Genomic DNA, 25,827 nt, shown 5'->3' with positions numbered 1-25,827 from the left:
CTCACATCCTCTACTTGCTCGCATTCTTTACTTGTGCATATCTTCTAGTTACTTGCGCATATCTTCTAGTTGCGTACATTCTCTGATTGCGTGTCGGTCAAAAAACCTAAAAAACTAGTAAAGATGGTAATGTGTCGGTAGTGTTGGTTGCTTGTTAGAGCAACTTGGTTGCAAATAGTGGCCTGCTGGATTCAGCTTTTTAAGGAGGGTAAATGTCGGTGGCATACGTGGGCGTGCAAAGAAATATGGTTGCAGAACCGGTCGCGGTTACGGTTGGGGAACTGACGCATCCTGTGCTTGGAGTTTATGATCTGGATCCGCAGCAGCTAGAGGTTGCTGTGCTGGCGATTTATGAGGAGCTGGGGCGGGCGCCGGACATGGTTTATCTACCTGGGTGCAACGCGGATGAGCTGGTGGATGCGCGGCTGATAGCGACACTTAACGCACTGGTTGCTGATGGGCTGATTGGTGCGTGGGGAGTGCGTGCGCGCACGGTGAAGCAGGCGATGCGGGCGATGAGTTTCTTAGGCTTGCAGAATGTGGCAGTGAGTCCGAGTGAACTTGGGGACGCGGCAATCGCAGGTTTGGTTGCCAGTGCGAAGCGTGCCCGTAAGCAACTATCGGTTGTGGTGGAAAGTGAAGTAACGCCAAGTTTATTGAAACCAGTTGCGAAACCTGCGTAAAGCGGTTGAGGCAGGTGTTTCAGAATGGGGAGATCAGTATTGAGTTACGTATTCCAAAACCGGCAGGTCGGTGCTGAGTTACGTATTCCAGAACTGAGAGACCTGTAGGTGTGGGTCGTAGCTCATGCGTTGGGGAAGATAACCGATACGACTGGTTCTGGTTGCGTATTTGTTACTGTAAACATCAGCTCCATTTAGTAGGATGCGGCCGGCTTGAGGTTTTAGTTGGCCGGCGAGTGTTCGTAGGAGCGTTGTTTTCCCAGCGCCATTTTTTCCGAGCAGTGCAATCGTTCCACATGAAAGTTCGGTGGAGATTCCTTCAAGTACGGTGGTTCGACCGTATCCTTGCTGAAGCTTCTCGATCGTTATGCATGGGGGTTGCATAACACTTATCCTCTCATGCAGTCCCTATTGTTGGGGTCCCTTCGGCGTAGCACCATTTGAGTCTGCTGCGTTAGAAACGACGTCGGTTGAGGTTTTGTCTGTTCGCGAGAGGTCAGCTGTTTGCGCACGTACTTTCGGTTTGCGGGTCACTAGTTTGTGTCCGCCCCACAGTGCGAGAAATGCGAACAAACCAATGTATGTCGACAGCACGGAGGTGAATGACGCGGTGCCGCGGAACAGTTCGTGGTTCTGCCCAATAATTACAATTAGCACCATGGCGAGCGCCACGATTGGGCCCGCCGGGTAGAACCGCGCTCTAAATGGTAGTTCACTCAACTTGTGTCCTTGCGCTAAGAACGCGCGTCGGAACTTGTAGTGACACCAAGCTACGCCCGCCCAGGTGACGAACCCAGCTAAACCAGAAACACTCACCAACCACAAATATGCGGCGCCATCACCAATTAACGAGGTTAGGAACGCGAACCCACCCACCGCAGTGGTGGCTATCAACGCGTACATGGGAATACCACGGCTGTTCACCCTCGTGAAAATCTTGGGTGCTTTACCGGAAACCGCCATCGAGTACAGCATCCGCGAAGATGCGTACATGCCGGAGTTACCAGCCGAAAGAATGGCGGTTAAGATTACGGCATTCATGAGGGTTGCTGCCCCTAAAATACCGGCCTTTTCAAAAATGAGGGTAAATGGTGACACTGCCACATCCTCCACGTCGGAGGCCAACAAGTGGGGGTCAGTGTACGGAAGTAAGAAACCGATCACTATGATCGCCCCGATGTAAAACAGTGTGATCCGGAAGAATACGGCGCGCACAGCCCGAGGAATTGTTTTCTCAGGATCATCGGCCTCCCCAGCAGCAACAGCCAGAAGCTCCGTGCCCTGGAAAGAAAAGCCAGCGATAATGAAGATCCCGAAAGTGCCGAAGAAACCCCCAACAAACGGGGCTTCCCCCGTGGTCCAATTGGAAAAGCCTGGGCTTTCACCAATGATCCCTAAAATCATGGTGACCCCCAGGGCTAAGAAAATAATAACTGTGACCACTTTAATTAAGGAGAACCAGAACTCGGTTTCTCCAAATCCTTTTACGGTGAATGCGTTCACCAAAAATAGGAGCGCGAGAAAAATGGCTGACCACACCCAAGCGGGCACGCCCGGCAGCCAGTACCGCATGACGATCGCAACTGCTACCAGTTCGGCCGCCACCGTGATTGCCCAGTTGAACCAGTAGTTCCAACCTTGCGCGAAACCGAATGAGGGGCTCACCCATCTGGTTGCCCACGTTTCGAACGAACCCGAGGTAGGTAGCCACGTGGACATTTCCCCAAGCGACTGCATCAGCAGGTACACCATTATGCCGATCCCACCGTAAGCTACGAGCGCGCCTCCGGGCCCGGCTGTTGAAATAGACCCACCGGATGCAACTAGCAGGCCCGTACCAATCGCACCACCAATCGCGATCATGTTCAGGTGGCGAGCGCGTAGGCTTCGGTGAAGGTTCTCTTCGCCCGGCGCGCCAGTGCTGCTTCTTGGCTTAGACATGCATAATTCCTCAGGCTTCAACGATCAAATCGGTATAGGGTCAAAGTATCCCGCACACTAAAGATTTGCAAAGTACCACGCCTGTTTTAATCAATGAGCGGGTGTTGACTTCGCCGCATTTCATTGATTGTGCCGGTTCAATTAATCTGCCGGTGTGGAATCTGCCGTTAATGTGTCGGTGTGGCATCTGCGGCTAATGTGTGGTGTGGACCCCACCGCGATCCACCTGTTAATCGTGCGGGTGTTAGAGAAACAATACGAGTACTAGAGAGAGAAACAATACGAGTAGTAGTGAAAGTAGGGACATGACGCGCACCCCACCTGCGTACCGCGGGGTATACCCTACACGCGTGTGGCATCCGCGCGCTCACCAGATTCCGCTGGAAGGTAGTGTTCGCGATTGGTTCGAGCAGCGTTACCCCACCTTGTCGCCCACCCAGTTAGATCAGATTTTTGAGGGCGGCTGGGCTGTCGACCGCTGGGGGCGGCCAATCCCAGCTACTGCACCAGCAGCTGTGCTAGCCCGGGGTGTGTGGCTTTACCGCCCGATTGCTGACGAAGTGCGTGCTCCCATTGAAATCCCGGTTGTTGCGCGCGGTGATGGGTGGCTGGTGGCAGATAAGCCAGCGGGTATCGCCACGATGCCGCGTGGCGCTTACGTTGCGAGGTCACTGACTGTGGCGTTACGCCGACAAGAACACAACGATCAGATTGTGGCGGCCCACCGGTTAGACAGGTTGACTTCTGGTTTGGTGCTGTGTTCAACGCGGGCTTCTACCCGGGCGGCGCTGCAACGCCAGTTTGAAACCCGGCAAGTGGTTAAGGCTTACGCGCTGCGTGCCCCCGAGTTCGATCTTTCAGCGCCGCATGTTTTGGTGCGTGCAATTGATTCTGCATCGGTTCACCAGAAGTACCCCGTGTTGCGCGACCTGACCGAAGATGGTGCTTTCAAGAAGTTTTGGGCGAATTCGACTGTGGACACGTATTGGCTGGAGGTGCGGAGCCACATTGAACGCGACCCAGAGCGCATGCGGATGCGGGTAGGCACTGGGGCGAGTAACGCTACAACACTTTTCGCACCACTACCGCAGCTGAGTTCAAAGGGTACTGCATCGTATCGCGCGGCTGAGACGGGGGCTATGTTGTTGCGAGGGGCCGGAGTGGGGACTGCATCGTATCGGGTAAATTCGCAAGAGACTGCGTCGAACGGTCAAATGCCGAACCATCAAATTGGGGCGGGAGAATTTGCGCAGTACCTAGCGATTCCAATAACTGGACGCACCCATCAGATCCGCGTGCACTGCGCAGCTCTTGGAGCTCCGATAGGAGGCGACCCACTTTACGGGCTTGGCGCTCGCGGTTGCACTTCAGGAGGTGGGGTTGAACCCGGATCTTCGCAACCAGTGGAACCCGGGTCCTCGCAACGAATTTATGCGGATGAAGAACCCGACCGCGGCCCTGGGCTAGCGCTTAGATCAATTGCTTTAGGGTTCGCGGATCCCTCAGGCAAAAAGGAAGTAATTATTACTGGATAATAGGGAACGGTCTTTTGAAACAAACCTCTTGAATATGAAGAAAATTGAATCTGAAGAACATTAAATCTGAAGAACATTGAATACGAGGAACACTGAAGATAAGGACCGTATTTTGAATCCAAATGGCTCTTGTACACGCAGGGAGCGATGGTGAAGATTTGGAAGAAAAGGCGGCCGGGGGCGTTATTTGCGGAAGTTTTCCGCTTAGAGCACAAGAATCTCGAAGTTAAGACTCTTAGGGTAGCAGTTATTAAATAAAGGCGATAGGCTGAAAGTGTACTGGGTATCACATAATGTGTTACCTCGGAAACCATTGAGATTCGGAGTGAAAATGTCTGAGAAAAAAGATGTCAAACCAGGCCCTAACGGAGGGGTAGTTAAGGACGTTGCCAAGAAGGATCCGGCTGGCAAAGAGGTAGCGCCAAAGATTGGTCAGGAAAAGAATGGTAAGACCACCATCGCTGATCAGGTTGTAGCAAAAATCGCTGGCTTGGCAGTGCACAAGATTGAGGGTGTGCACGACGTAGGTGGCGCGTTCTCTCGCGCACTCGGTTCCGCCCGCGATCTCGTGGGAGCAAACGAGAACATCAAGCAGGGCATCTCCGTTGAGGTAGGCGAAGAGCAGGCCGCTGTTGACCTCACAATCGTAACTGAGTACCCGTACCCCGTGTACGAAGTGGCGGACAAGGTTCGCAAACACATCATCGACGGGATCCAGGACATCGCTGGCCTGGAAGTTACCGAAGTAAACATTGAAGTTGCAGACGTCTACATTCCCGAGTTGGACGACAAGGACGACGAAGAAGAAGACGACAAAAAAGACGAACCAAAGAAAAGTGAGCGCGTAAAGTGAACCATACTCAAGCAGGCATGTTTGCCGGCGCCATCCTAGCGGTCGTCGCAGTGGTGCTGGGTTTCTGGCCTTTCCTACTCACCGTCGTATTCATGGCAGTGGGCGGACTACTAGGTAAAGTGCTAGCTGGTGACATTGACGTGCGCGACCTTACGGATTCGCTGGCGGGTAACCGATCAACGACGTCCGATTAGGGGGCGGCGTGAATAAGACCAGTAAAGGGCACACCACTGTCCGCACGAAAGCACTGCGCTCAGTGGCTTTGGCTGCAGCTCAAAAAGAGTTCCGCGTCCCCAGCTCACAAATCACCGTGAACCTGGTGGACGACGGTTCTCGCCTGGGACTGCAGATACAAACGCCCGTCCGCGCCGATCAAGTTGACGATGTCGCAGCTGGTTCAAACACGATTTTTGAGGTAGTAGACGCGGCCCGCACCCGGATGAAAACCGCGGTGGACCACACTGGTGGCCACGCGGTGGGTGCGATCAACGTCGACATCAACGGCGTGTGGGCGGACAACAAGCCGAAAAGGAGGGTGCGATGAGTAACCGGCATGTCAACTACATGATTCGTCGTGAAACGCACTCCCCACGAGCAGTACTAACAGGCGTAGTAGCCCTCATTGTCGGGGTGCTGGCAACTTGGTTAGCTGTAGAAACCATTCTCTACATGGCGAACACAAAACCACTACTCGCATCCCCACCACAAATGGCTCAGGCCATTAAGAACCCAGGTAGTTACGGCGCTCCAGCAGCGATCATCACAGTTGCTGTTATCGCCGCGCTCGTTGGGCTCTTCCTGATCATCGTTGCTCTGAAACCCGGACGCCTCGACTGGCACGGGTTAAATGACCAGCGAACAGCATTTGTGGTAGACGACAGGGTAATCGCCTCCGCGCTATCGAAAACCGCACGTGAAGTGGCAGGGCTGCCAGCCGGGCAAGTAACCACCCGACTCTCCGCCCGCAACGCGGAAGTAACCGTAACCCCCACTTCCGGGCAAGCAGTAGATAAGCAAGCGATTCAAAGTGCAGTCCAGAAACAAATCGAATCACTCGGATTCGCTGAACAAGTGAGCGCAACCGTGCGGATAAACGAGCGAGGGAGGGTACCGAACTAATGAGGCACTACCCCAGAACACTGAACCGGCTATTCCTCGGAATCGTTGGTTTAATAATGCTCGCCATCAGCGTTGCGCTGATCCTCACGTTTGCGATGGACCAAGCCCTCAAAATATGGGAAGACACCATTCAAACGTCAACTGAATGGCTCGCTAACATTCACGAACAAACGATAATCAACGCGAACACCTCCTGGATAGGAGTAGCCGCAGTAGCTATCGCCGTGATCATAGTGATCCTCATGCTGACTGCGATTTTCGGTCAAGGTGGCGGAAAATCCCGCCGCGTCGGCCGGCAACAGTCGGAAAACACCGAGGGCCGCACCCGCACAAACATCGGTTTTGTACGCGACATCGTGCATCACGAACTGGAGGACAACCAGTGGATTGTGGGAGTAGGCGCACAAGCCTACAACGTGAAAGGAGACGACTCGATCCTCCTGCGCGTATCCACCCACAAAGGCGCGCCACCCGAACAGGTGCGTGCAGACGTGACACGAGCAATACAAAAACTCGATTCCGTACTCGGAACCGAACCACCGATATGCGTGCGCATCCAAAGCGACTGGCGTTCATTTGGACGCAGCGCAGAACGCGTGCAGTAACCAAATAACCAAACGCACTTCCCACCTGGATGAACCCAGGTGGGATAGCGTGAAACCAGAGGGCGCATCTACAATAGGTGCGCCCTCTGAACACGTACTTACGCTAGGGCAAACACAAGTGCGGAACCCCAACAGGGACCTGCCGCTCAACAGGGATCTGCCGCTGACGCACGCCCTAAACATCGAACGGAGCCACGATGCGGAAACACCCCGGATGGTCCAGTACACAAGTGGGAGCGATCGTACTCGCCGGCGGAACCGGCCGCCGCCTTGGAGGACAGTCAAAACCAAACCTGAAACTCGTGCAAAAACGGCTTCTCGACCACGTACTCGACGGGCTCCTCAAATCCGGGTTCACCGCCCCCAACATTGCTGTAATCGCCCCCGAAAACGTAGACGTACCCCCAGGAGTTCAACGCGTACTAGAAAACCCGCCGCACGGAGGGCCCTTAGCCGGGCTCGCCGTGGGGCTAGGGGCTCTAAATAACTGCGAAGCCGTATTTGTAACGACGTGCGACGCCCCGTTCTCCGCCCAACTAGCAACTCATTTAATTGACGCCCTTCACGCGTGTACCGCAGATGGTGTTTGCGCCATAGGAACCGGTAACTTTCCGCAGCACCTACTGGCGGCATACCGCACGCAGTCCCTCAAGAAAGAAATTGAAAAACGAGGGGGGCAAGTGCGGAACGTATCTGTAAAACGGTTTGTTGCCCCCATGCGGCTGCGCACGCTGGAGCTTGACGACGACGCGCAAATGGATATTGACACGTGGGAAGATTACGAGCGTGCTCAAACGTGTTCAAGCAGCGGAAAAGTGCTGGGCGGAAACGATTCAGTGGCAAATGCGGGTGAAATAGTGAGCTGAAGCTAGGTAGGGTTGCTTCTGGGTGAGCCCTTATACTGATTGAACCGAGTCTTCGTGAAAGTGGAGTAGAAGTATGACTGAGGAGAATTCGCAAGAGCACCCCTTCGACAATGCATCGAACCGGGATGCGGAACCCGCCCCACCACCCCCACCGCCACCGAGCCGACCAAAACACGCAGAACCTAGCGCTCAGCGAGCAGAAACTGGGCCTGCGCACGCGGAAACCAGAGATGAGCGGGTCGAAACCAGTCGAGAGCACATGGAACCGCGCTCTGACCAGGTGAAAAATGAAGCTCAGCAAGTGGAAGCCGGTGCGCAGAATGCGGAAACTGATCCTGCGCCGGTGGCCAAGCCGAAAGCGGAAGAGCGGCAAAACACTGAACCGAACGCGGAAGCGCAACACAACACCGAACCAAATGCGCAAGCGCAGCAGAATGCGGCACAGCAAAACAATCCTTGGCAACAAGCAGGGTTCCAGGTGCAGCAGCCGCAGAACAAGCAGAACGCGGATCTGGGTGGCAGTTTCAAAGCCGGGACGCTGATCGGTCTGACCCTTGTGTTAGCTCCCTTGGCGCTATTGCTTGTGCTTATGGCGTTTAGTTTTGCTAGTGATACTCCTCCGAGTGCGTCCACTTACTTCGGTGGCGCACTTCTGTTACTCAACTTCGTGTTTGGTGGCAAACTTGGTGCCGAGCTGGTGCCCAGCAACATTGACCCGACTGGGCTGCTTGAAAGTTTTGGCGCGAACATGCAGTCCACCGCAACCGTGCAAGTATTCCTAGTTACCTTCACTGTGGTGGCGTTCTTCTGCGCCGCAGCTGTGGGAAGACGCGTGGTTTCGCGCGATCCTCTTGAAAAAACTGCGCAAGTCGGAACAGCTATTGTTTCCACCTGGCTCAGTGCGTACTTGATATACGCCATTTTGCAGCTGATTGGCAGCTCGCTAGGCTCCATTACCACTTTCCATCCCGACTACGGGCGCCCACTGTTTTGGTTACTGATTATCGCGGCAGTCACCGTCATGCGCGTGGGTTCGAAGACGGGAATGAAAGACGCGCCCGGCCCAAACAAGGTGGTGCGCGCATGGCGTTACTGCAAACCCGCTGTCGGCACGTACCTCATGAGCTCGCTGGTGGTTATTGTGATTCTGTTCGTGTTGATTCTGGGCAGCGCAATAATTTCAGGCGAATCTGGCGAAAGGTACATTGCGCTCATCGCCGCTACGCCCTTGTTGTTCGTGAACCTACTTTTCGCAGTGCCAGCGTTAATACTCGGAACGGCTGTTACCAAAACCGATGCGGATATGCAGTACGCCAGCATCTGGAGCTTATCGACCACGTTGACGCTGATTCTGATTGTGGTCCTCCTAGTGTTTATTGCAGTCACAATATACGTGCGTACGCGACTACGCGGTTTCGACACATCATGGAAGAGCTACCTAACAGACATCGCGGTGTTCGCAGTGGGCGGCATCCTGGCGGTACTAACCTTCAGCTTCGTACTGGATGGTATGCCAACACTGGCCTCAGAGCTGCTGAATATTGGGGCGATCTCGTTCAAGCTAAGTACCTCCGCGGTTTTGATCCTCGCTATTTACGCTGCAGTTATTTTCGCAGTGCAAAGCTGGGGAGTGCCGTGGTTGATCCGGAACTTCTCATTCGTCTCGAACCTGTTTGCCCGCATAGTCACCAGGCCCACCGGCCGGTTCTTCCGCACGTTCAGTGAAACTGATCTAGTGGTAGCCGGGCTGCCCCGAACGGACGAGCTGCAACGCAAGTTTGAATCAGTGAAAAACCGTTTCGCACGCCCGCTACACAAACCTGCACCGTGGCAAACACAAGCGCCTCAGGGTTCGCAAGGTGAGCAAGCTTCTCACTGGACGCAGACTTCCCAAGGTGCGCAAGCTCCTCAAGAGAAACAGAGCCCGCAAGGTGAGCACAACTCGCAAGGAAAGCAGGGGTGGCAAGGCGAGCAAGCGCCTCAGGGGAAGAATGATCTGGGTAATTATGGTACAGATCAACCTCCGTTTGAGGAGCCAGGTTCTGGTAATGAACGGTAAATTAGATATCAGATACTGAAACGCATAACGTCCCCACGGTGCAAAAGTGCCGTGGGGACTGTGCGGAAACGGTAGCTCGAATAACAGTAGCTGGAATACGGGGTCAAGAACGTTCGATACGCGGCGTGAGAAGAGACGGCAGTGGAAGAGAAAACGCAGGTAGGGGACCTGGGGGAGCTCCTGGGGAATGTGGCGGCGCTGAGCCCCGCGCAAAACGCTACCCTCACCGCACTGTCCGACGCGGTGGAACCACTCACCGTAGCGCGGATCGCTAGGATTCAGGGCGTGCACCCGAACTCAGTGCGCGACACGTTGAACGCGCTAGTTGAAAACGGGTTAGTGGTTCGATCACGGCAAAATCCAACGGGTCGGGGCCGTCCATCTTGGGTGTATGAGGCCGTGGCTCCCGCCTCGCTAGATGGTTTCGCAATGCAGTTCGCCACCATGTGCGCTGCCGTTGCCGACTACCTGCAGGACACGAGCACAGACCCGTACGCCGCCGCCCGATCCGTGGGACACCGGTGGGCACACCGAGTTGCAAAAGCAGAACCAGCCGCAACCTTTGAGGCAACACAGCGCAACGTAGATGATTCCGTTAAGAAGCCTTTGCAGACTGGGGGAGTGGACGGCTCAGGAAAGAAGCCTTTGCAGACTCGGGGAGCGGACGGCTCAGGAAAGAAATCTGCCCAGACCGGGGCGGATGCTTCCGTATCCACGCAGCCAGGTGAGGGCAGCGAGCTGAACTTAAACCAGTGTGTTACTCAACTGCGGATGTTCCTCTCATCTCTAGGGTACGCAGCCACAATGGGGCAGCAGCCCGGTGTGATCGAGCTTCGGCACTGCCCGATCCGCGGGCAGATCGGGCCGGCACGCAGCGCGAGTGGCAGTGGGAAACAGGGGCGCAACCAGATGCCGCTGGTGTGTGCGATTCACCAGGGAGTTCTAGAAGGCCTCATGGAAATTAACACGCGTGGCCGCGCCGCCGTGACCCTGCAAGCTATGAGCAGCCCCGGCCGGTGCACAGTATGCGTCCAATCCCTGCCGGAAGCACCGCATTCAAGTGTGCATTCAAACCCTGCTGAAAGCACCGCATTCAAGTGTGCATCCAAACCCTGCTGAAAGCAGCGACTTCGCTCCAGAAGAAAGAATCTACAAGAGTGGAACCACTGCCCAGGTGGACGGCAACAGATCCTAAACTTGCTGCTTAAGTGTGGTGCGTCAGAGTTTCATGATCCCGATGTGTAGGAGTATCTAACTGGAACGTGCAGTGCTCCACCGCAACGGGAAAATGCTCCGCTAAACAATCCTGCAGTTTATGCAACACATCTGGCCCACAACCATCCCGATAGCAACGCGGATCCACCGTCACGTGCGCAGTGAGCGCCACCAACCCCGTCGAAACCGTGGACCCATGCATATCGTGCACATCAATCACATGCTCAATGCGCATCATATGTTCTCGCACCTGCTGCAAATCCAAACCCTCCGGAGTTTTCTCAAGCAACACATTCACCGCCCGCACAAACATCCGCGCAGCCCGCGGCCCCATCAGACACGCAATAATCAACGACGCAATCGGATCCGCAGCTGCCCAACCAGTCCAGTAGATAACCCCCGCTGCCACCAATACAGCAATCGAACCTAACGCGTCATTTAGAACCTCAAGAAAAGCAGCCTGCAAATTCAAACTCTGATCCCGGTGCGACAGTAAAATCGCTAACCCCACCACGTTCGCCAGCAAACCAACAACCCCAAAAACAGCCATCTGCGGCGCCAACACGTGCGCAGGTTCGAAAAACCGGGTGATGGCCTCGTACGCCACCCACACGCAAACAACCATGAGGATACCCGCCTGAAACGCAGCAGAAACCGCTTCAACCCGCACAAAACCCCACGTGTACTTATCACTGCGGGGCCGGCGCGACAAAACCGCAGCCGCGAGAGCGATCACCAGGCCCATCGAATCGACAAACATGTGCCCAGCGTCCGCGGCTAACGCCAGGGAACTAGTCCACCACGCGCCCACCAGCTCCGCTGCGAATACCGTGGCGGTGAGCGTCAAAACGATCGCTAGCGGCCGCACCCCCGCAGCGCCCGCATGTGAATGAGAATGGTCATGAGACATAGCACAATGGTTGCGCAGCAGCATAATAGAAGCATTATCATCTCAAAAACTGAAACGGTTTTGTGGCTTCTGCAAACCTCTCACGATTTCACGAGGCGCGTTATCGCCTGCATGGCTTCCGCAAGTTTCTCATCGGCCTGCGGCCCACCCGCCTGCGCAGCGTGCCGCACACAATGATCCATGTGGTCTTCCAACAAGTGCAACGCCACGTTCTCTAACGCAGATTTCATCGCAGAGATTTGAGTGAGCACGTCAATGCAATACACATCCTCATCGATCATCCGGTGAATTCCTCGCGCCTGCCCCTCAATACGTTTCATGCGCGCCAAATACTTTTGCTTATCACTCGTATAACCGTGCTCCACCGAAATCCTCCTGCCCTAAACCGCGCCCAGGAAGTGGGTAAAACCACCGGCGCGCCTTCAGTGTAACGCGCCGGTGGCACAACCTGAATCTAGCGGACTATCACCACGTGCAGGTTCCGTGGCCCATGAACCCCGTTCACACGGATCAGCTCAATGTCCGAGGTGGCAGACGGGCCCGCCACCCACGTAGTTGGACGCGTCGGATGCTCCCCGAGCAGTTTCACCGCCTGAGGGACCGTGGGGAACACATGGTCCCCACGCACCACCACCACGTGCGTGTCCGGCACGAGCGTGAGGGCCCGCCGACCCTGATCTTCCGTGCCATCCAACATGATCGTCCCCGTGTGCGACACCGCGCACCGCGACGCCGTGACGACCGCGTCAATCTGATCCAGCTGATGGTTCGTGAGCGGTGCGTCCGGCTGCTCAACCGTCACCGTCACCGCGTCCAAACCAGGGCGCCACTCTTGGGGTAACCCACGTGGAATCACCGCAGTAGCCACCCCCTCAAGCGCCTTCCGAATAGCAGCAGGCACACCCTTCTCGTCCGTAATCTGCACGTGCGCGTTGTAATCCTCCAACGCCTTTACAAACACGTCAATCACCGGGTCGGAACCAGGCGCGTCCTCCCCCTCCTGAATATAATCCCGAGGTACCTGCACGGGCTTAATCGGATTATCCCGCAGTGCGTGGCGTACCCGCCTTAAAACCTCTGCTTTCGCAACATTATCCTCAGCCATAGTCCGCATTAGTTCTGCTCCTTCCACCACGAACGGAACGTCTGTTTCGGCGGCACCGGAATATCGTGCGAACGCGTCCAAGTGGACACCACCGGCAGGGGGAGCGGACCGATCTTACCGGCCCTACCACCCAAAATGTTGCCCAGCGAAGCTGCGTTCCCAGCGGTTTCCATCCGCTTCCCGCTGCGCATCACCTGCGACGCTGCCCGCATCGCCAAATCCCAACCCGAAGGGATCCCCTTGCGACCCGCATCCTGGTACTTACGCCGGTTCTCGACAATAATGCCCGGCAAGTCAATATGGACCGGGCACGCATCCGCGCACGCGTTACACAGTGAACATGCGAACGGCAGGGTTGAATCCGGATCCGAATGGTCGAACCCATCCACCATCTGCGGGGTAAGTGAAATCCCAATCGGCCCCGGGTACACCGAGTTGTAGGCGTGGCCCCCAACTTCCTCGTACACCGGGCAAATATTCAAGCACGCGCCGCAGCGGATACACGACAGAGCCTCGTGCCCCACCTCGTCCGCCAACACTCGTGAGCGACCATTATCCATGAGGATCAAGTGGAACTCTTTTGGCCCATCCCCCTCATGCACCCCCGTCCACATCGACGTGTACGGATTCATCCGCTCACCCGTCGCCGAACGAGGCAGAAGCTGGGTGAACACCTCATAATCACGATAAGACGGCACCAGCTTCTCAATCCCCATCACGGTAATCAGCGTTTCGGGCAGAGTTAAACACATCCGGCCGTTACCCTCAGACTCAAAAACCGACAGGGTACCCGTCTGCGCAATCCCCATGTTCGCACCCGAAATGGACACTTTCGCATCCAAGAACTTCTGCCGCAAGTGCGCGCGCGCCGCCATCGTCAACTCGCGTGGCTGCGCCGAAATATCACTCGGAATATTCCGCATTTTTGCTTTAAAAATTTCTCGCACTTCCGCGCGGTTACGGTGAATCGCTGGAACCACCACGTGCGACGGCATGTCCTCACCCAACTGGACAATCATTTCCGCCAGGTCTGTTTCCCACGCGCTGATCCCCAGCTTCTCTAAATGCTCGTTGAGGTTAATCTCTTGCGTTGCCATGGACTTGACCTTAACCACGTCGTCCACGCCTTTATCCTGCAAGATCCCAGACACGATCCGGCACGCTTCCTCACCGTCCCGCGCCCAGTGGACAATCCCTCCGTTCTTCTTCACGTTCGCTTCGAACTGCTCCAGTAACTCCGGCAGCATCGCCTGCGTACGCTGCTTAATCGCGCTCGCAGCCAACCGCAACTGTTCCCAATCCGGCATTTCGTCTACGCGCTGACCGCGCTTGTTCCGAATCGTGTTAGTCGCATGCCCGATATTGCGCCGCAACTGCGTGTTCTGCATCTGCCGTTTAGCCGAAGACGCGAAGTACTCTCCCCACCGCAGCGGGTCATCCGGAATCGGCACGCCCGGTGTCCACGCCTGCGGCTGCTCAGACGAATGCGCTCTGCCCGTTTTCTTCCCAGAATGCTTTTGCGCCAATAGTTCAACCAACATTGGTGTTATACCCCCACTTTCGTTGTCGTCTCCGGAGCTGCCCACGGCTCATCCTGAGTGGGAGCCAGTACCTCCGCAATATGAATCGCACGAATCCCCGCATTAGCGCGCGCAAGCCCGCCCCCAATATGCATGAGGCACGAGTAGTCACCCGCGACCACCATTTCCGCGCCCGTAGACTGAATATTCGCCATCTTTTTCGCCAGCATCGCGGTAGACACATCCGGGTTCTTGAGGGAGAACGTGCCCCCGAAACCGCAGCACGCACTGGCGTCCGGCAAGTCTATAAGCTCTAACCCACCCACCTTGTTTAACAGCCGGTAAGGTTTGTCCCCCAGCTTCGTGATCCGCAGTGAGTGGCACGTGGAGTGATACGTGACCTTGTGTGGGAAGTACGCGCCCACATCCTCCACGCCCAACACGTCGATCAGCAGTTCCGGAAGATCATAGGTGAGGTCCGCGATCCGCTGCGCGTCTTTAGCGAGCCGGCGTTCCTCAAGCGAATTCGCTACCAGAGCCTGCTGGTGGCGGATCGAACCGGTACACGAACCAGACGGAACCACGATCGCGTCCCACTGCCCGTCAAGCACGGGTTTGAACGTGTCCACATGGTTCTTGATGAGCGGTAAGGCCTCGTCGTAATACCCCGTATTAATGTGCATTTGGCCGCAGCACCCTTGCTGCTCGGGGAAGTAAACGTCGTGCCCTAAACGCCGCAGCAGATGCACCGTGGCCTGCGCGGCTTGCGGAAACATGACGTCTGAAACGCACGTTGCGAAGAGTGCGATTTTCATACCGTTTTCCTTTCGAGAAGGTTGACTATCTGGAGGTTCTAAATGATGTGATGCAGGCCGACCAGCAGCGCTAACACCACGAGCATTAACGCGGAGATGGGGGCGAGGCGGCGCAGCAGTTCGGGTTCGGAGTTCGGTTTGTCAATCGCCCCAGCTGCGATCGCGAGGTTCTGGGGGGAGACGATCTTGCCGATCCCGCCACCGATTGTGTTTGCGGACAGCAGGAGGGACGGGTTCGCCCCAACGGTGTGTGCCGCAGTGGTTTGCAGGTCGGCGAACAGGGCGTTAGCGGATGTGGCGGAGCCAGTTACGGCGGTGCCGATCCACCCGAGTACGGGGGAGATGAGCACGAACGCGCCGCCCGCACCGGACATCCACGCGCCAATAACCCCTGTCTGACCAGAGAAGTTCATGACGTACGCCAGCATCATCACCGTGGCGATAGTGAGGATCGCGATACGCAGACCATAAATGGTGGTGCCCAGGGTTTTGAAGCCCTTCCCAACCGTGAATGGGAACTGCTTGTTCGCCGTTTTGGCGTAAACGAAGGTTACGACGATTGCGGTGAGGGCAATGAGGGTGCCGGGTGAACTCAGTGTCGCCAAGGAGAACTGGGTGGAGGGGTTCACCGCCCCATCTGCGGTGAGCAGGTGCCCGTCCAAACCGGGCCAGCCGAACTTGATATCCGTAGCTTTCAACGCTGCCGGCAAGTCGATGCCGATGGTCCAAAGTTTCGCCACCCCGAATACCAGCACCACCAGCCAGTACGGCATTAGCGCGAGGGTAGCGCGTTTGCCGGTGAGTTTTGCATCTGTTTGCGTGCGTTCTGTTTCGGGCGTGGTGGGTTTCCACACTTGCAGCAAGCCGGTGACCGCGGCGAACCCGAGGAGGGAGGCGAGGATCGCGGTGAGTTCATACGAGAAGTAGGTGGCGACCGCCCAGTGTCCCAGCGCCGTCACAATTCCGGATGCTAGCGCCACGGGCCAAAGCTGCTTTAAACCCCGTTTCCCATCGAGAAGTACCAGCAGGCCCAGGGGGACGAACCCGGCGATGAACGGGGTGATGATTCCCATTTGTGCGGCCACCTCGAGGGGGTTTTGTTCCCCGATTCCCGCGGCGGTAGTAACCGGGATGGCCACGGCCCCGAAACCAACGTTGATTGCGTTACCAGTGATCGTCACGACCGCCGCTTTGATGGGTTCCACCCCGATCGCCACGAGCATTGCGCACACGATCGCGACGGGCGCACCGAAGCCCGCTAGGCCCTCAAGAATTCCGCAGAAACTAAACGCAAGCAAAAGCGCTTGGATCCGCCGGTCTCCGGCTCCGACCACGTTGAACGCGGCGCGCACGTCCGCGGATCGGCCACTGCCCTCAGACAGGTTATAAAGCCAAACGGCAGTGATGATGATGTACAAAATGGGAGTAAAAGAAAACGCCAGACCCTGGGAACCAGAAAGTAAAGCCAGGGAAACCGGCATTTTGAACCCAATCACGGCCACCACCAGTGCGGTCGCCAGTGAAATGAGTGCACACCAGTGGGTTTTAACTTTAAAAACACCCAGGAGAATGAAGAACACGAGCAGCGGGAGCAAACCCACTAACGCGCTTATGAAGAGTGAACCACCAATAATGTGCTCACCCGGAGTGAAAGTTACGGCAACCGGCATACCTCGGACCTCTATCGTCGTTGATCGAAACTTCGCTGCAACAAGCAACGCGTTACGTAAAACTCTATGCTATGGCCCAGGTAACACCAGAAAACCGCGATAACCCGCGGGTTCTGGGCTCAACGTCCTAGACAATTTGGCAGCGCTTGTGTTGCCTAATTGTCAGGCCTGAGCCCGGGGGAGAGACCGGTGCGCACCCGCAGAAAACGCCAACGGATTCGCGCGGGAGAGACCGGTGCGCACCCGCAGAAAACGCCAACGGACTCCCGCGGGAGAGACCGGGGAGGCGTGCGACAGAGGCTAGTGTTACCGGCGCGGGTAAAACCACCGTAAGCCTGCGGTAGAAACCACCGAGAACCTGGGCTCAGCACGGCCCCGATTAGTTGCCCTCCCACAGGCGGATTGACCCACCTGGAATCGCATTAATGAGGTTAGCGGTGTAGTCGCGCTGCGGGTTTTTGAACAGCTCATCAGTCTTATTTGCCTCAACGACCCTGCCGTGCTGCATCACCACCACGTCATCGGCCATTTGCCGCACCACCGCGAGGTCGTGGGTGATGAACAGGTACGTCAGCAACCGTTCGGTCTGCAGACGCGACAGCAGCTGCAGAATCTGCTCTTGCACCAGCACATCCAGGGCCGACACGGCTTCGTCCAACACAATCACCTCGGGGCCTAAGGCGAGTGCCCGGGCGATTGCGACGCGTTGGCGTTGCCCACCCGACAGTTCCCCGGGGTAGCGACGCATCGCAGACCGGGGAAGCTGAACAGCATCCAACAGTTCAGCTACGCGTTCTTGCCGCGCTTTCTTATTCCCGCGCTTATGCACCCGCAAAGGCTCTTCTATGCAGCGGTAAACGGAGAATGTGGGGTCCAGTGAACCGTAGGGGTTTTGGAACACCACCTGCATTTTGGAACGCATTTTTAACAGTTCCGTTTCTCCCACCGTCGATAGGTCCGTGCCCTTGTAGAACACTTTCCCAGACGTGGGGTTGAGGAGGTTCAAAATAATGTTCGCCACCGTGGATTTACCTGACCCAGATTCACCCACTAGCGCGAGCGTAGTACCTTGCCGTACGGTAAACGACACGTTGTCAACTGCCCGCAGTTTGGATGCCGCCCCCTTTTGGCCGCGCACATCAAAGTCTTTAACGAGTTTTTCAACGCGAATTATTTCGCGCGTGTAGTCGTAACCTTCTACGCTTTTATTTAATAATTCGTCTGAGGTCTCCCCTTGCTTGAGTGCCGCTTGGATCCGCTGCGATGCCAAGGAGGGGGCAGCGGCAACTAAACGCTGCGTGTACGGATGCTGCGGTTGCTGCAGAATCTGTAGGGCCGGGCCCGATTCAACGACGCGGCCGCGGTGCATCACCACCAGGTGGGAAGCGCGTTCTGCCGCCAACCCCAAGTCGTGGGTAATGAACAACACCGCGGTGCCAAGCTCGTGCGTCAAGTGCTCCAAGTGGTCCAGAATCTGGTGCTGCACGGTCACGTCCAGCGCGGATGTGGGCTCGTCCGCAATCAGCAGTTTCGGCCGCGCCGCCAGGCCAATTGCGATCAGGGCCCGCTGGCGCATCCCGCCGGAAAACTCGTGTGGGTACTGTTTCGCCCGCCTTTTCGCATCTGGCAGCCCCGCTTGTTCCAACAGTTCGGCAACGCGCTCGTGGGCGGCACTACCTTTTGTAATGTTGTTTGCGGTGAGTGTTTCTTTAACTTGCGTTCCGATTCGCCACACGGGGTTCAGGTTCGACATGGGATCTTGAGGTACCATGCCGATCTGACTGCCCCGCAGCTCAATCAGGTCCTTCTCTGAAAGCCCAACGAGTTCGCGCCCATCGAACCGGATGGATCCGCCCGTTACTTGCCCGGTGCCGGGGAGGAGGCCGTTAATGGAGCTGGCGAGTGTGGATTTACCCGAACCGGATTCACCCACGATCGCTACTGTCTGCCCGGGGTACACCGTGAGGTTTGCCTTCCGGACCGCTGGCACCATGCCGGTGGAAGATTGGAAAGCTACTTCCAAATCCGTTATTTTTAACAGTTCTTTCATTTCTTTCGCGCCTTCGGATCTAGAGCGTCGCGCACCACGTCGCCCATCATGATGAAACTCAAAACGGTGAGTGCCAATGCGCCCGCAGGGTAGAACAGCACCATCGGACGAGTCCGCAGGGAAGCTTGGGCTGCGTCTATGTCATGCCCCCAAGACACCACGTCGGGTGGCAGTCCAATCCCGAGGAAGGAAAGGGTTGCTTCGGCCACAATGAACGTGCCAAGCGCAACCGTTGCGTACACGATTATGGGTGCCGCCGCGTTGGGCAGGACGTGTGCGACGAGGGTGGAGAACCCGGGTCTGCCCAGTGCTTTCGCAGAGGTTATGTACTCGTTTTGCTTAATGCTCATAACGGCCCCGCGGGTAATCCGAGCGATCTGCGTCCACCCGAATGCTCCCAGCACCACGGCCACGGTCACTACCGTGCGGGAGCCTTTGAACATTTGCATCACCACGATCGCAGCCAGAACAAATGGGATCGCGAAGAAAATGTCGGTGATACGCGACAGAATCGTGTCTACGACCCCACCGAACCAGCCGGCGACCGCGCCGAAAAGTACGCCGACGATCACGGCGATCGCGGTGGCTAGTACCCCCACGGTAACGGAGGCGCGCGCACCATACATCGTGCGTGAATACACGTCGCAGCCCTGCCGGTCGAAACCAAACCAGTGGCCAGACTCCGGGGTCGCTAAAGACTTCGCGAGCTCACAGTGCGCCGGATCCGTTCCCGTGAACAAACTGGGGAACGCACTGACTACAACCGCGAGCGCAATAATCGCTGCGGACACCCAGAACACGGGGCGGCGGCGCAAATACTTCCACGCCTCACCCCACATGGACGATGGTGCAGACTCGTCCCTAACCGCGTCCACAGCCCCCAGGCCGGTCTCGTCAATATCGCTAACGTAGTGTTCCTGGCCCGGCAAAACAGTTTTGAAATCAGCCATTGTTCAAATCCCCTTCCTTAGGAGTACCGGATCCGTGGATCCAAGGCTGCGTACAACAGGTCAACCAGGAGGTTCGCAATAATGTAAACCACCACCAGCACAGTGGTGAACGAAACCACGGTGGCGGCTTCCCCACGCACAATCGCCTGGTACATGGTGCCACCCACACCGTTGATAGCGAAAATACCTTCGGTAACAATCGCCCCTCCCATTAACGCCCCCAGGTCACCACCTAGGAACGTGACCACGGGAATCAGGGAGTTACGTAAAATATGGCGGTTCATAACCGCAGCTCGGCTCATGCCTTTAGCCCGTGCGGTCCGCACGTAATCCGCCGACAGGTTCTCGGACACGGACTGGCGCGTGAGCCTCAAGACATATGCAAAAGATACCGCCCCCAAAACGATCGCGGGCATTAAAAGTCGGTAAAAAGACGTATCTGGCCCAACGGTGGCGGGTAGCAGCTTCCACTGCACCCCCACCACGAACTGGAGTACGAAACCGATTACGAACGTGGGCACAGAAATCACGAACAACGACACCACCAAGACGGTGGAATCAAACAAGCCCCCGCGCCGCAAACCAGCTATCAGGCCGAACCCGATGCCGAGCACAGCCTCAAAAATAAGGGCCATAACCGCAAGTTTCACGGTCACGGGAAACGCGCCCGCCATCACTTCATTAACGGAACGGCCCGAAAACGTGGTGCCGAAATCGAACGTCACCACGCCTTTCAAATAAAGCAGGTAGCGCACGAGGAACGGTTTATCCAGGTTGAACTTAGACGCTATCTCTGCACGCATTTCTGGGGTCATCCCCCGGTCCCCACCGAGCGCAACCACCGGATCACCAGGCATCAAATACACCATGGCGAAAATCAGGAAAGTCGCGCCCAAGAACACAGGAATCATCTGCAGCAGGCGCCGGCCGACATATCGCAGCATCGAACTTCCTTTAAATAAATAGAAAACAAAAATGTGTACACGTGGGGGCGGCCCGCTCACAAGAGCCAAGTTGGCCGCCCCCAGTGTTTAAAGACGGTACAGAACCGCTATTTCTTCACGATCTTGTAAGCTTCCGGCACGCCCTGCCAGTTGAACTCCACGTTGTCGACGTTGTTCGACCACGCGCCCACCGTGTTCTGATACCACGTGGGAATAACAGGTAGGTCCTGCATCAAGATCTCCTGCGCCTTCTGGTAGTGCTCGTTCGCCTCGTCAACAGAAGTGGAAGAGTCACCTTCGTTCAACAGCTTGTCGAAATCCGGGTTGGAGTAGTCCACGTCGTTCGCACTGCCGTTAGTTTTGAAAATAGGCGTGAGGAAGTTGGACAAAGCTGGGTAGTCTGCCTGCCACCCGGTGCGGAACGCGGTCTTAATGGTGCGGTCCGTGATCTCGGTGCGCAGCGACTTGAAATCTGGGTAAGACTTGCCTTGCGCGTTGATGCCCAACGTGTTCTTAATCGAGTTGGACACCGCGTCTACCCAGCCTTGGTGGCCGCCGTCGGCATTGTAGGCGATCTCAAGGGTTCCGGAGAACTTCGAGATCTCATCGGCCTTCTGCCACAGTTCTTTCGCCTTTTCGGGGTTGAACTCCAAGACCTCATTGCCCTTCAACTTGTCCGTGTAACCGTTAATAACGGGTGCGGAGAAGTCTTTGGCGGGCGTGCGGGTCTTGTGGAACACTTTCGTCGTAATTTCGTCGCGGTCAATCGCCATGGAGATTGCTTGCCGCCGCAACTGGCCTTCCTCATCGTTTTGGAAGTGCTCAATGTAGGGGATTGCGAAGCTGTCTGACCGGGCCACTGGTTCGTTGAAGAATCGGCCTGCCACGTCCTGTTCGTAGGTGGAGAATGCGGATTCGTCCACTTCGTCTAACACGTCTAAGTTATCGGCCAGCACGTCCGCGTACGCTGCGTTCATTTTTGTGTAGAACTTGTACACGAGCCCATCGTTTTGAGGTTTCCGGTCGCCCTCATAGTTCGGGTTCGGCACCAGGGTGGCTTGCACGTTGTGCTCCCAAGCGCCCTCTTCTTTCATTTTGTAGGGTCCGTACCCAACGGGATTCTCCCCGAACTCGTCCGTTACCTTGCCGTCGTTGTCGAACGCGGAATCAGGTAGGGGAGCGAACGCGGAGTAGCCTAAGCGCAGTGGGAAGTCGGCAGTCGGTTGGTTTAGTTCCACGGTGAAGTGGTAATTGTCCACCTTCTTCAACCCGGTCAGTTCGGAATCCTCTTTGTCGGAGTACCCTTTGATCGGTTCCATGAATGCGCCAGATAGGCGTGCATTCGACAGCTTACCTGCGTCATTCCAAGCTTTAATGAAGTTGTCGGCCTTCACTTCCGTGTCGTCGGAGAACTTCAGGCCCTTCTTGAGCTTAATGTCGAACTTTGTGGAGTCGTCGTTCGCGTCAATTGACTCAGCAATCTCGTTGTGTGACTCGCCTTTTTGGTCGTAGTAGACCAAGCCTGCGAACACCATGTCGATAATTCGTCCGCCACCCACTTCGTTAGTTGCGGAGGGGATCAGTAAGCTCTGCGGTTCCGTCCCGTTCAAGGTCACGTAGTTGGAACCACCGGTTGCTCCCGAGTCGCCAGATCCGCTGCTGTCACCGGACCCGCATGCCGCGGTTGTGAGGGCCAGAGCGGCCGTAGCAGCCACTGCTGCTATCTTCTTCAGGGTCATAATTCTTCCTTCATTCGCACAACTGTTGGGGATAGGTCGTTGTGTAACTGTGGACTCTACCAAAGCGATATTGCCCTCAGAAAGAAGTCTTACTAAGTGAGAAGAAAACGTCCAGCGAAATGATATAACCGTGTGAGTTGCGGAATATTATGCCCCCATAATCCGGCGCTGGTCACCATCTAGCGAGTGGAGTGAACGCGCTGGCTACAGTGCGGAAATTATTGCCTCCACCGAAGCCTTTGCGTCGCCGAACAGCATCTGGGTGTTGTCTTTAAAGAACAGTGGGTTCTGCACGCCGGCGTAACCGGTAGCCATGGAGCGTTTAAATACGACCACGTTCGCGGCCTCCCACACGCGCAGCACCGGCATTCCCGCAATTGGGGAGCCCGGTTCTTCCGCAGCGGGGTTAACCGTGTCGTTTGCGCCGATCACGAGTACGACGTCGACGTCACCGAAGTCGTCGTTAACCTCATCCATTTCTTTAACGATGTCGTACGGTACTTTCGCTTCCGCCAAAAGCACGTTCATATGTCCAGGCAGGCGCCCAGCTACCGGGTGGATCCCAAACTCCACGTCCACCCCGGATGCGCGCAAACGCTTCGTCAGATCTGCAACGGGGTACTGTGCCTGCGCCACCGCCATGCCGTAACCGGGGGTGATCATGACCTTCGAGGCGTCCTTCAGTAGTTGCGCGGTTTCACTCGCTGTGATCTCGCGGTATTCACCCTGTTCCTCATCTTTGGATGCGACTGCGCCATCGGAACCAAACCCACCTAAAATGACGGACACGAACGAGCGGTTCATTGCTTTACACATGATGTAAGACAGGTACGCACCCGAGGAACCAACCAGGGCCCCCGTGATGATCAGCAGGTCATTGCCCAGCATGAACCCGGCGGCCGCGGCAGCCCACCCGGAGTACGAGTTCAGCATCGACACAACCACCGGCATGTCCCCACCGCCGATAGCTGCCACTAGGTGCAAGCCGAGCGCAAGCGCGATTATCGTCATAACTACCAGCAGGGTGATTCCCAAACCGGTTACGCCGTCTTGGCGCACAAAGAACACCATCAGCACGACCGAGATGATGATCGCCGCGAGGTTCAGCAAGTTCCGCCCCGGCAGAGTCAGGGGCGCGCCCTTCATCTTCCCAGATAGTTTCAGGTACGCGATGATAGAGCCGGTGAACGTGACGGCACCAATAAAGACCCCCAGGAACACTTCCCCTAGGTGGAAGCCACCCAGGGCAGCGGACGCCCGGTCTGGCGCCAAATAAGAGTTGTACCCAACGAGCACTGCGGCAAGGCCAACGAATGAGTGCAGCAGCGCGATGAGTTCGGGCATCCCCGTCATCTCAACCCGTTTGGCGCGGATAATGCCGATTACCGCGCCCGCCGCCATCGCGACGGCAATCAAAATCGCGGTAACTAGTACGCCCCGGTCTGGATGCGAGGTTAGCGCCAGCGCGATTGTGGCGGCCACCGCGATGGTCATTCCGATTACGCCGGCGTTGTTACCTTTTTGCGCGGTCTCTTGGTTAGACAGGCCCGCTAGCGCGTAAATAAATAGTAGTGCGGCCGCAATGTAGGCCAGTGCAACAATCGAGTTCAATCCAATTCCGAGCATGGGGCCTAATCCTTCTTGAACATGGCGAGCATCCGGTGGGTGACCGTGAATCCGCCGAAGATGTTAATGGACGCAACCATGATGGCAACTACCGACAGGGCAGACACCAGGAGGTTTGCGGAGCCGACTTGCAAAATAGCGCCCACCAGGATGATCCCAGAGATCGCGTTCGTAACAGACATGAGGGGCGTGTGCAGTGAGTGCGTGACGTTTGTGATCACGTAGAACCCAACCACCACCGCGAGTGCGAGCACCATGTAGTGGCCAATAACTGCGGTGGGGGAGGCGAGCACGAGCGCGGCCAGCACCAGGGCAGCGAGGCCACCGCCAAGAATCCGGTGGCGTTTCTTCGCAGCTGCCTTACGGGACTGTTCAGCTTTCTGCTTTGCCTCTGCCGCCGGATCTGGTTTCGCAGCCGGAGCCGGGCGGGCCGCAGACACTTTGATGGGCGGCGGTGGCCACAGGATGTCCTGGCCGTGCGTAACGGTAATGGCGCGCACCACCTCGTCATCCAAATCTAAGTTCAGCTGCCCATCCTTATTGGGAGTGAGTAGTTTCAACAGGTTCAGCACGTTCTGCCCATACAACTGGGAGGATTGTGCGGGGAGGCGAGCGGGCAGGTCCGTGTAGCCGACGACCAGCACCCCGCCTTCCGTGGTGGTAACTCTTCCGGCTTCGGTGAGTTCGCAGTTACCCCCGTTTGCCGCCGCCATATCGACGATGACGCTCCCGGGTTTCATCTGCTCCACTGCGCTGCGGGTGAGCAGCACGGGAGATTTGCGGCCCGGCACGTTCGCCGTGGTGATCACAATGTCTGCCTGCGCCGCCTGCTGCGTGTACAGTTTCTGCGCCGCATCCAAATCATCTTGGGACAGTTCTTTAGCATACCCATCTGTAGATTCTTGCTGCGCCACGGGAATCGGCACGAATGTTGCGCCCATGGATTCGACTTGTTCCGCCACTTCCGGGCGCACGTCAGTGGCGTACACCTGCGCGCCCATTGAGTTAGCGGTGCCGATTGCCGCCAGACCAGCCACGCCCGCACCGATCACGTATACCCGTGCCGGGGGCATCTTCCCAGCTGCCGTGACCTGCCCGGTGAACAGGTGGCCGAAAACGCTCGCGGCTTCGATAACTGCCCGGTAACCCGCCACGTTCGCTTGGGACGACAGAACGTCCATCGACTGGGCCCGCGAAATGCGTGGCACCGTATCCATTGCCAGCGCAGTGATCTTGCGTTCCGCCAGGGTTTCCAGCAGGTCGCTATTTCGGGCGGGGGCAAGTTGGGCGACCAGCGTGGCCCCTTCTTTCATGAGGTCCAACTGCTCGGTGGTGGGCGTGCCAACGGAGAGGACGATGTCTGCCCCCCATGCGGAGGGGGCATCACCGATGTGCGCGCCCGCGTCCTCAAACTGGTAATCCGGGTAGTGGGAACACTCCCCAGCCCCGGATTCCACCGTCACTTCGTAACCTAACTTAATTAGGTTCCCCACCGATTTGGGTGTGGACGCAACTAAACGACGCTCCGTCCCCTCATTGGGCACACCTATGCGCACGACGTCTCCTTCGAAGTTTCACATTTTGTTAACAATTGATCTTGTAAACAATTGGAGGATATACGA

Annotated in this window: 24 protein-coding genes; 10 read left to right on the top strand and 14 right to left on the bottom strand. The window is 56.6% G+C overall.

From position 1 onward, the window contains the following. The first annotated feature begins 212 nt into the window (after positions 1–212). Positions 213–683 (top strand): hypothetical protein, encoded by a 471-nt coding sequence (locus tag QS713_RS01380; RefSeq protein WP_313271841.1) that lies wholly within the window; start codon positions 213–215, stop codon positions 681–683. Positions 684–761: 78 nt separating this feature from the next. Here QS713_RS01380 and QS713_RS09095 read toward each other — a convergent pair whose 3' ends face one another. Further along, the gene (locus QS713_RS09095) at positions 762–1,067 is read right to left on the bottom strand and encodes an ATP-binding cassette domain-containing protein (protein WP_376779540.1); all 306 of its coding nucleotides are present in this window, start codon (positions 1,065–1,067) and stop codon (positions 762–764) included. Positions 1,068–1,091: 24 nt separating this feature from the next. After that, entirely contained in the window at positions 1,092–2,624 is a 1,533-nt protein-coding gene (locus QS713_RS01375) for an amino acid permease (RefSeq protein ID WP_376779539.1), read from the bottom strand. A 305-nt stretch (positions 2,625–2,929) separates the two neighbouring features. Between QS713_RS01375 and QS713_RS01370 the strand changes: the two genes are divergently transcribed. The 9 genes from QS713_RS01370 to QS713_RS01330 all read left to right on the top strand — a co-directional run bounded on the left by QS713_RS01370 (position 2,930) and on the right by QS713_RS01330 (position 10,780). Further along, positions 2,930–4,159 carry a pseudouridine synthase gene (locus QS713_RS01370; protein WP_313271839.1) on the top strand — a complete coding sequence of 410 codons (1,230 nt, stop codon included), beginning with the start codon at positions 2,930–2,932 and terminating at the stop codon, positions 4,157–4,159. Positions 4,160–4,490: 331 nt separating this feature from the next. Next, the gene (locus QS713_RS01365) at positions 4,491–5,012 is read left to right on the top strand and encodes an Asp23/Gls24 family envelope stress response protein (RefSeq protein WP_102216929.1); all 522 of its coding nucleotides are present in this window, start codon (positions 4,491–4,493) and stop codon (positions 5,010–5,012) included. Further along, a complete protein-coding gene (locus QS713_RS01360) occupies positions 5,009–5,206 on the top strand; it encodes a DUF2273 domain-containing protein (protein WP_199171110.1) in 198 nt (65 codons plus the stop codon). Before QS713_RS01365 ends, QS713_RS01360 begins: the two co-directional genes overlap by 4 nt. An 8-nt stretch (positions 5,207–5,214) precedes the next feature. After that, positions 5,215–5,556: a hypothetical protein gene (locus tag QS713_RS01355; protein ID WP_313271836.1), complete on the top strand. Its 342-nt coding sequence runs from the start codon at positions 5,215–5,217 to the stop codon at positions 5,554–5,556. Continuing rightward, positions 5,553–6,131, top strand: a complete 579-nt coding sequence (locus QS713_RS01350) for a DUF6286 domain-containing protein (protein ID WP_313271834.1) — start codon at positions 5,553–5,555, stop codon at positions 6,129–6,131. Before QS713_RS01355 ends, QS713_RS01350 begins: the two co-directional genes overlap by 4 nt. Then, entirely contained in the window at positions 6,131–6,736 is a 606-nt protein-coding gene (locus tag QS713_RS01345; RefSeq protein ID WP_313271832.1) for a hypothetical protein, read from the top strand. Before QS713_RS01350 ends, QS713_RS01345 begins: the two co-directional genes overlap by 1 nt. A gap of 197 nt (positions 6,737–6,933) precedes the next feature. Next, a complete protein-coding gene (gene mobA, locus QS713_RS01340; RefSeq protein WP_313271830.1) occupies positions 6,934–7,602 on the top strand; it encodes a molybdenum cofactor guanylyltransferase in 669 nt (222 codons plus the stop codon). A 73-nt stretch (positions 7,603–7,675) separates the two neighbouring features. After that, entirely contained in the window at positions 7,676–9,661 is a 1,986-nt protein-coding gene (locus QS713_RS01335) for an MFS transporter (RefSeq protein ID WP_313271828.1), read from the top strand. 141 nt (positions 9,662–9,802) lie between these two features. Beyond that, positions 9,803–10,780: a helix-turn-helix transcriptional regulator gene (locus QS713_RS01330; protein ID WP_313271827.1), complete on the top strand. Its 978-nt coding sequence runs from the start codon at positions 9,803–9,805 to the stop codon at positions 10,778–10,780. Positions 10,781–10,865: 85 nt separating this feature from the next. Here QS713_RS01330 and QS713_RS01325 read toward each other — a convergent pair whose 3' ends face one another. From QS713_RS01325 to QS713_RS01270, 12 genes are all read right to left on the bottom strand, one after another. Continuing rightward, a complete protein-coding gene (locus QS713_RS01325; RefSeq protein WP_313271825.1) occupies positions 10,866–11,786 on the bottom strand; it encodes a cation diffusion facilitator family transporter in 921 nt (306 codons plus the stop codon). Positions 11,787–11,866: 80 nt separating this feature from the next. After that, positions 11,867–12,157, bottom strand: a complete 291-nt coding sequence (locus QS713_RS01320; protein ID WP_446685022.1) for a metal-sensitive transcriptional regulator — start codon at positions 12,155–12,157, stop codon at positions 11,867–11,869. Positions 12,158–12,240: 83 nt separating this feature from the next. After that, positions 12,241–12,900: a LutC/YkgG family protein gene (locus QS713_RS01315; protein WP_313271821.1), complete on the bottom strand. Its 660-nt coding sequence runs from the start codon at positions 12,898–12,900 to the stop codon at positions 12,241–12,243. Beyond that, positions 12,900–14,432: a LutB/LldF family L-lactate oxidation iron-sulfur protein gene (locus QS713_RS01310; protein WP_313271820.1), complete on the bottom strand. Its 1,533-nt coding sequence runs from the start codon at positions 14,430–14,432 to the stop codon at positions 12,900–12,902. The genes QS713_RS01315 and QS713_RS01310 overlap by 1 nt, the downstream gene beginning before the upstream one ends. 5 nt (positions 14,433–14,437) lie before the next feature. Continuing rightward, entirely contained in the window at positions 14,438–15,226 is a 789-nt protein-coding gene (locus QS713_RS01305) for a (Fe-S)-binding protein (protein ID WP_313271818.1), read from the bottom strand. Positions 15,227–15,264: 38 nt separating this feature from the next. Then, entirely contained in the window at positions 15,265–16,896 is a 1,632-nt protein-coding gene (locus QS713_RS01300) for an L-lactate permease (protein WP_313271816.1), read from the bottom strand. 379 nt (positions 16,897–17,275) lie between these two features. After that, positions 17,276–18,946 (bottom strand): dipeptide ABC transporter ATP-binding protein, encoded by a 1,671-nt coding sequence (locus QS713_RS01295; protein WP_313271815.1) that lies wholly within the window; start codon positions 18,944–18,946, stop codon positions 17,276–17,278. Next, complete coding sequence (locus QS713_RS01290; protein ID WP_313271813.1) at positions 18,943–19,896, bottom strand: ABC transporter permease; 954 nt, start codon at positions 19,894–19,896, stop codon at positions 18,943–18,945. Before QS713_RS01290 ends, QS713_RS01295 begins: the two co-directional genes overlap by 4 nt. A gap of 17 nt (positions 19,897–19,913) precedes the next feature. After that, on the bottom strand, positions 19,914–20,840 hold the full coding sequence (locus tag QS713_RS01285; protein ID WP_313271811.1) for an ABC transporter permease: 927 nt from the start codon (positions 20,838–20,840) through the stop codon (positions 19,914–19,916). A gap of 107 nt (positions 20,841–20,947) precedes the next feature. Then, positions 20,948–22,579, bottom strand: a complete 1,632-nt coding sequence (locus QS713_RS01280; RefSeq protein WP_313271808.1) for a peptide ABC transporter substrate-binding protein — start codon at positions 22,577–22,579, stop codon at positions 20,948–20,950. A gap of 204 nt (positions 22,580–22,783) precedes the next feature. Next, complete coding sequence (gene pntB, locus QS713_RS01275; protein WP_313271806.1) at positions 22,784–24,205, bottom strand: Re/Si-specific NAD(P)(+) transhydrogenase subunit beta; 1,422 nt, start codon at positions 24,203–24,205, stop codon at positions 22,784–22,786. A 5-nt stretch (positions 24,206–24,210) separates the two neighbouring features. Continuing rightward, on the bottom strand, positions 24,211–25,761 hold the full coding sequence (locus QS713_RS01270; RefSeq protein ID WP_313271804.1) for a Re/Si-specific NAD(P)(+) transhydrogenase subunit alpha: 1,551 nt from the start codon (positions 25,759–25,761) through the stop codon (positions 24,211–24,213). Positions 25,762–25,827 lie beyond the last annotated feature (66 nt).

Source organism: Gleimia hominis, assembly GCF_032085515.1.
Classification (GTDB): Bacteria; Actinomycetota; Actinomycetes; order Actinomycetales; family Actinomycetaceae; genus Gleimia; species Gleimia hominis.
Note: the sequence above shows the minus strand (reverse complement) of the source record. Positions and strands in the feature narration are given on the sequence as shown.

What these genes read in the sequence shown, in the direction of transcription:
- QS713_RS01380 (WP_313271841.1), top strand. Translation starts at nt 213, where the DNA reads ATGTCGGTGGCATACGTGGGCGTGCAAAGAAATATGGTTGCAGAACCG.
- QS713_RS09095 (WP_376779540.1), bottom strand. Translation starts at nt 1,067, where the DNA reads ATGCAACCCCCATGCATAACGATCGAGAAGCTTCAGCAAGGATACGGT.
- QS713_RS01375 (WP_376779539.1), bottom strand. Translation starts at nt 2,624, where the DNA reads ATGTCTAAGCCAAGAAGCAGCACTGGCGCGCCGGGCGAAGAGAACCTT.
- QS713_RS01370 (WP_313271839.1), top strand. Translation starts at nt 2,930, where the DNA reads ATGACGCGCACCCCACCTGCGTACCGCGGGGTATACCCTACACGCGTG.
- QS713_RS01365 (WP_102216929.1), top strand. Translation starts at nt 4,491, where the DNA reads ATGTCTGAGAAAAAAGATGTCAAACCAGGCCCTAACGGAGGGGTAGTT.
- QS713_RS01350 (WP_313271834.1), top strand. Translation starts at nt 5,553, where the DNA reads ATGAGTAACCGGCATGTCAACTACATGATTCGTCGTGAAACGCACTCC.
- QS713_RS01345 (WP_313271832.1), top strand. Translation starts at nt 6,131, where the DNA reads ATGAGGCACTACCCCAGAACACTGAACCGGCTATTCCTCGGAATCGTT.
- mobA (WP_313271830.1), top strand. Translation starts at nt 6,934, where the DNA reads ATGCGGAAACACCCCGGATGGTCCAGTACACAAGTGGGAGCGATCGTA.
- QS713_RS01335 (WP_313271828.1), top strand. Translation starts at nt 7,676, where the DNA reads ATGACTGAGGAGAATTCGCAAGAGCACCCCTTCGACAATGCATCGAAC.
- QS713_RS01325 (WP_313271825.1), bottom strand. Translation starts at nt 11,786, where the DNA reads ATGTCTCATGACCATTCTCATTCACATGCGGGCGCTGCGGGGGTGCGG.
- QS713_RS01315 (WP_313271821.1), bottom strand. Translation starts at nt 12,900, where the DNA reads ATGCGGACTATGGCTGAGGATAATGTTGCGAAAGCAGAGGTTTTAAGG.
- QS713_RS01310 (WP_313271820.1), bottom strand. Translation starts at nt 14,432, where the DNA reads ATGTTGGTTGAACTATTGGCGCAAAAGCATTCTGGGAAGAAAACGGGC.
- QS713_RS01305 (WP_313271818.1), bottom strand. Translation starts at nt 15,226, where the DNA reads ATGAAAATCGCACTCTTCGCAACGTGCGTTTCAGACGTCATGTTTCCG.
- QS713_RS01300 (WP_313271816.1), bottom strand. Translation starts at nt 16,896, where the DNA reads ATGCCGGTTGCCGTAACTTTCACTCCGGGTGAGCACATTATTGGTGGT.
- QS713_RS01295 (WP_313271815.1), bottom strand. Translation starts at nt 18,946, where the DNA reads ATGAAAGAACTGTTAAAAATAACGGATTTGGAAGTAGCTTTCCAATCT.
- QS713_RS01290 (WP_313271813.1), bottom strand. Translation starts at nt 19,896, where the DNA reads ATGGCTGATTTCAAAACTGTTTTGCCGGGCCAGGAACACTACGTTAGC.
- QS713_RS01285 (WP_313271811.1), bottom strand. Translation starts at nt 20,840, where the DNA reads ATGCTGCGATATGTCGGCCGGCGCCTGCTGCAGATGATTCCTGTGTTC.
- QS713_RS01280 (WP_313271808.1), bottom strand. Translation starts at nt 22,579, where the DNA reads ATGACCCTGAAGAAGATAGCAGCAGTGGCTGCTACGGCCGCTCTGGCC.
- pntB (WP_313271806.1), bottom strand. Translation starts at nt 24,205, where the DNA reads ATGCTCGGAATTGGATTGAACTCGATTGTTGCACTGGCCTACATTGCG.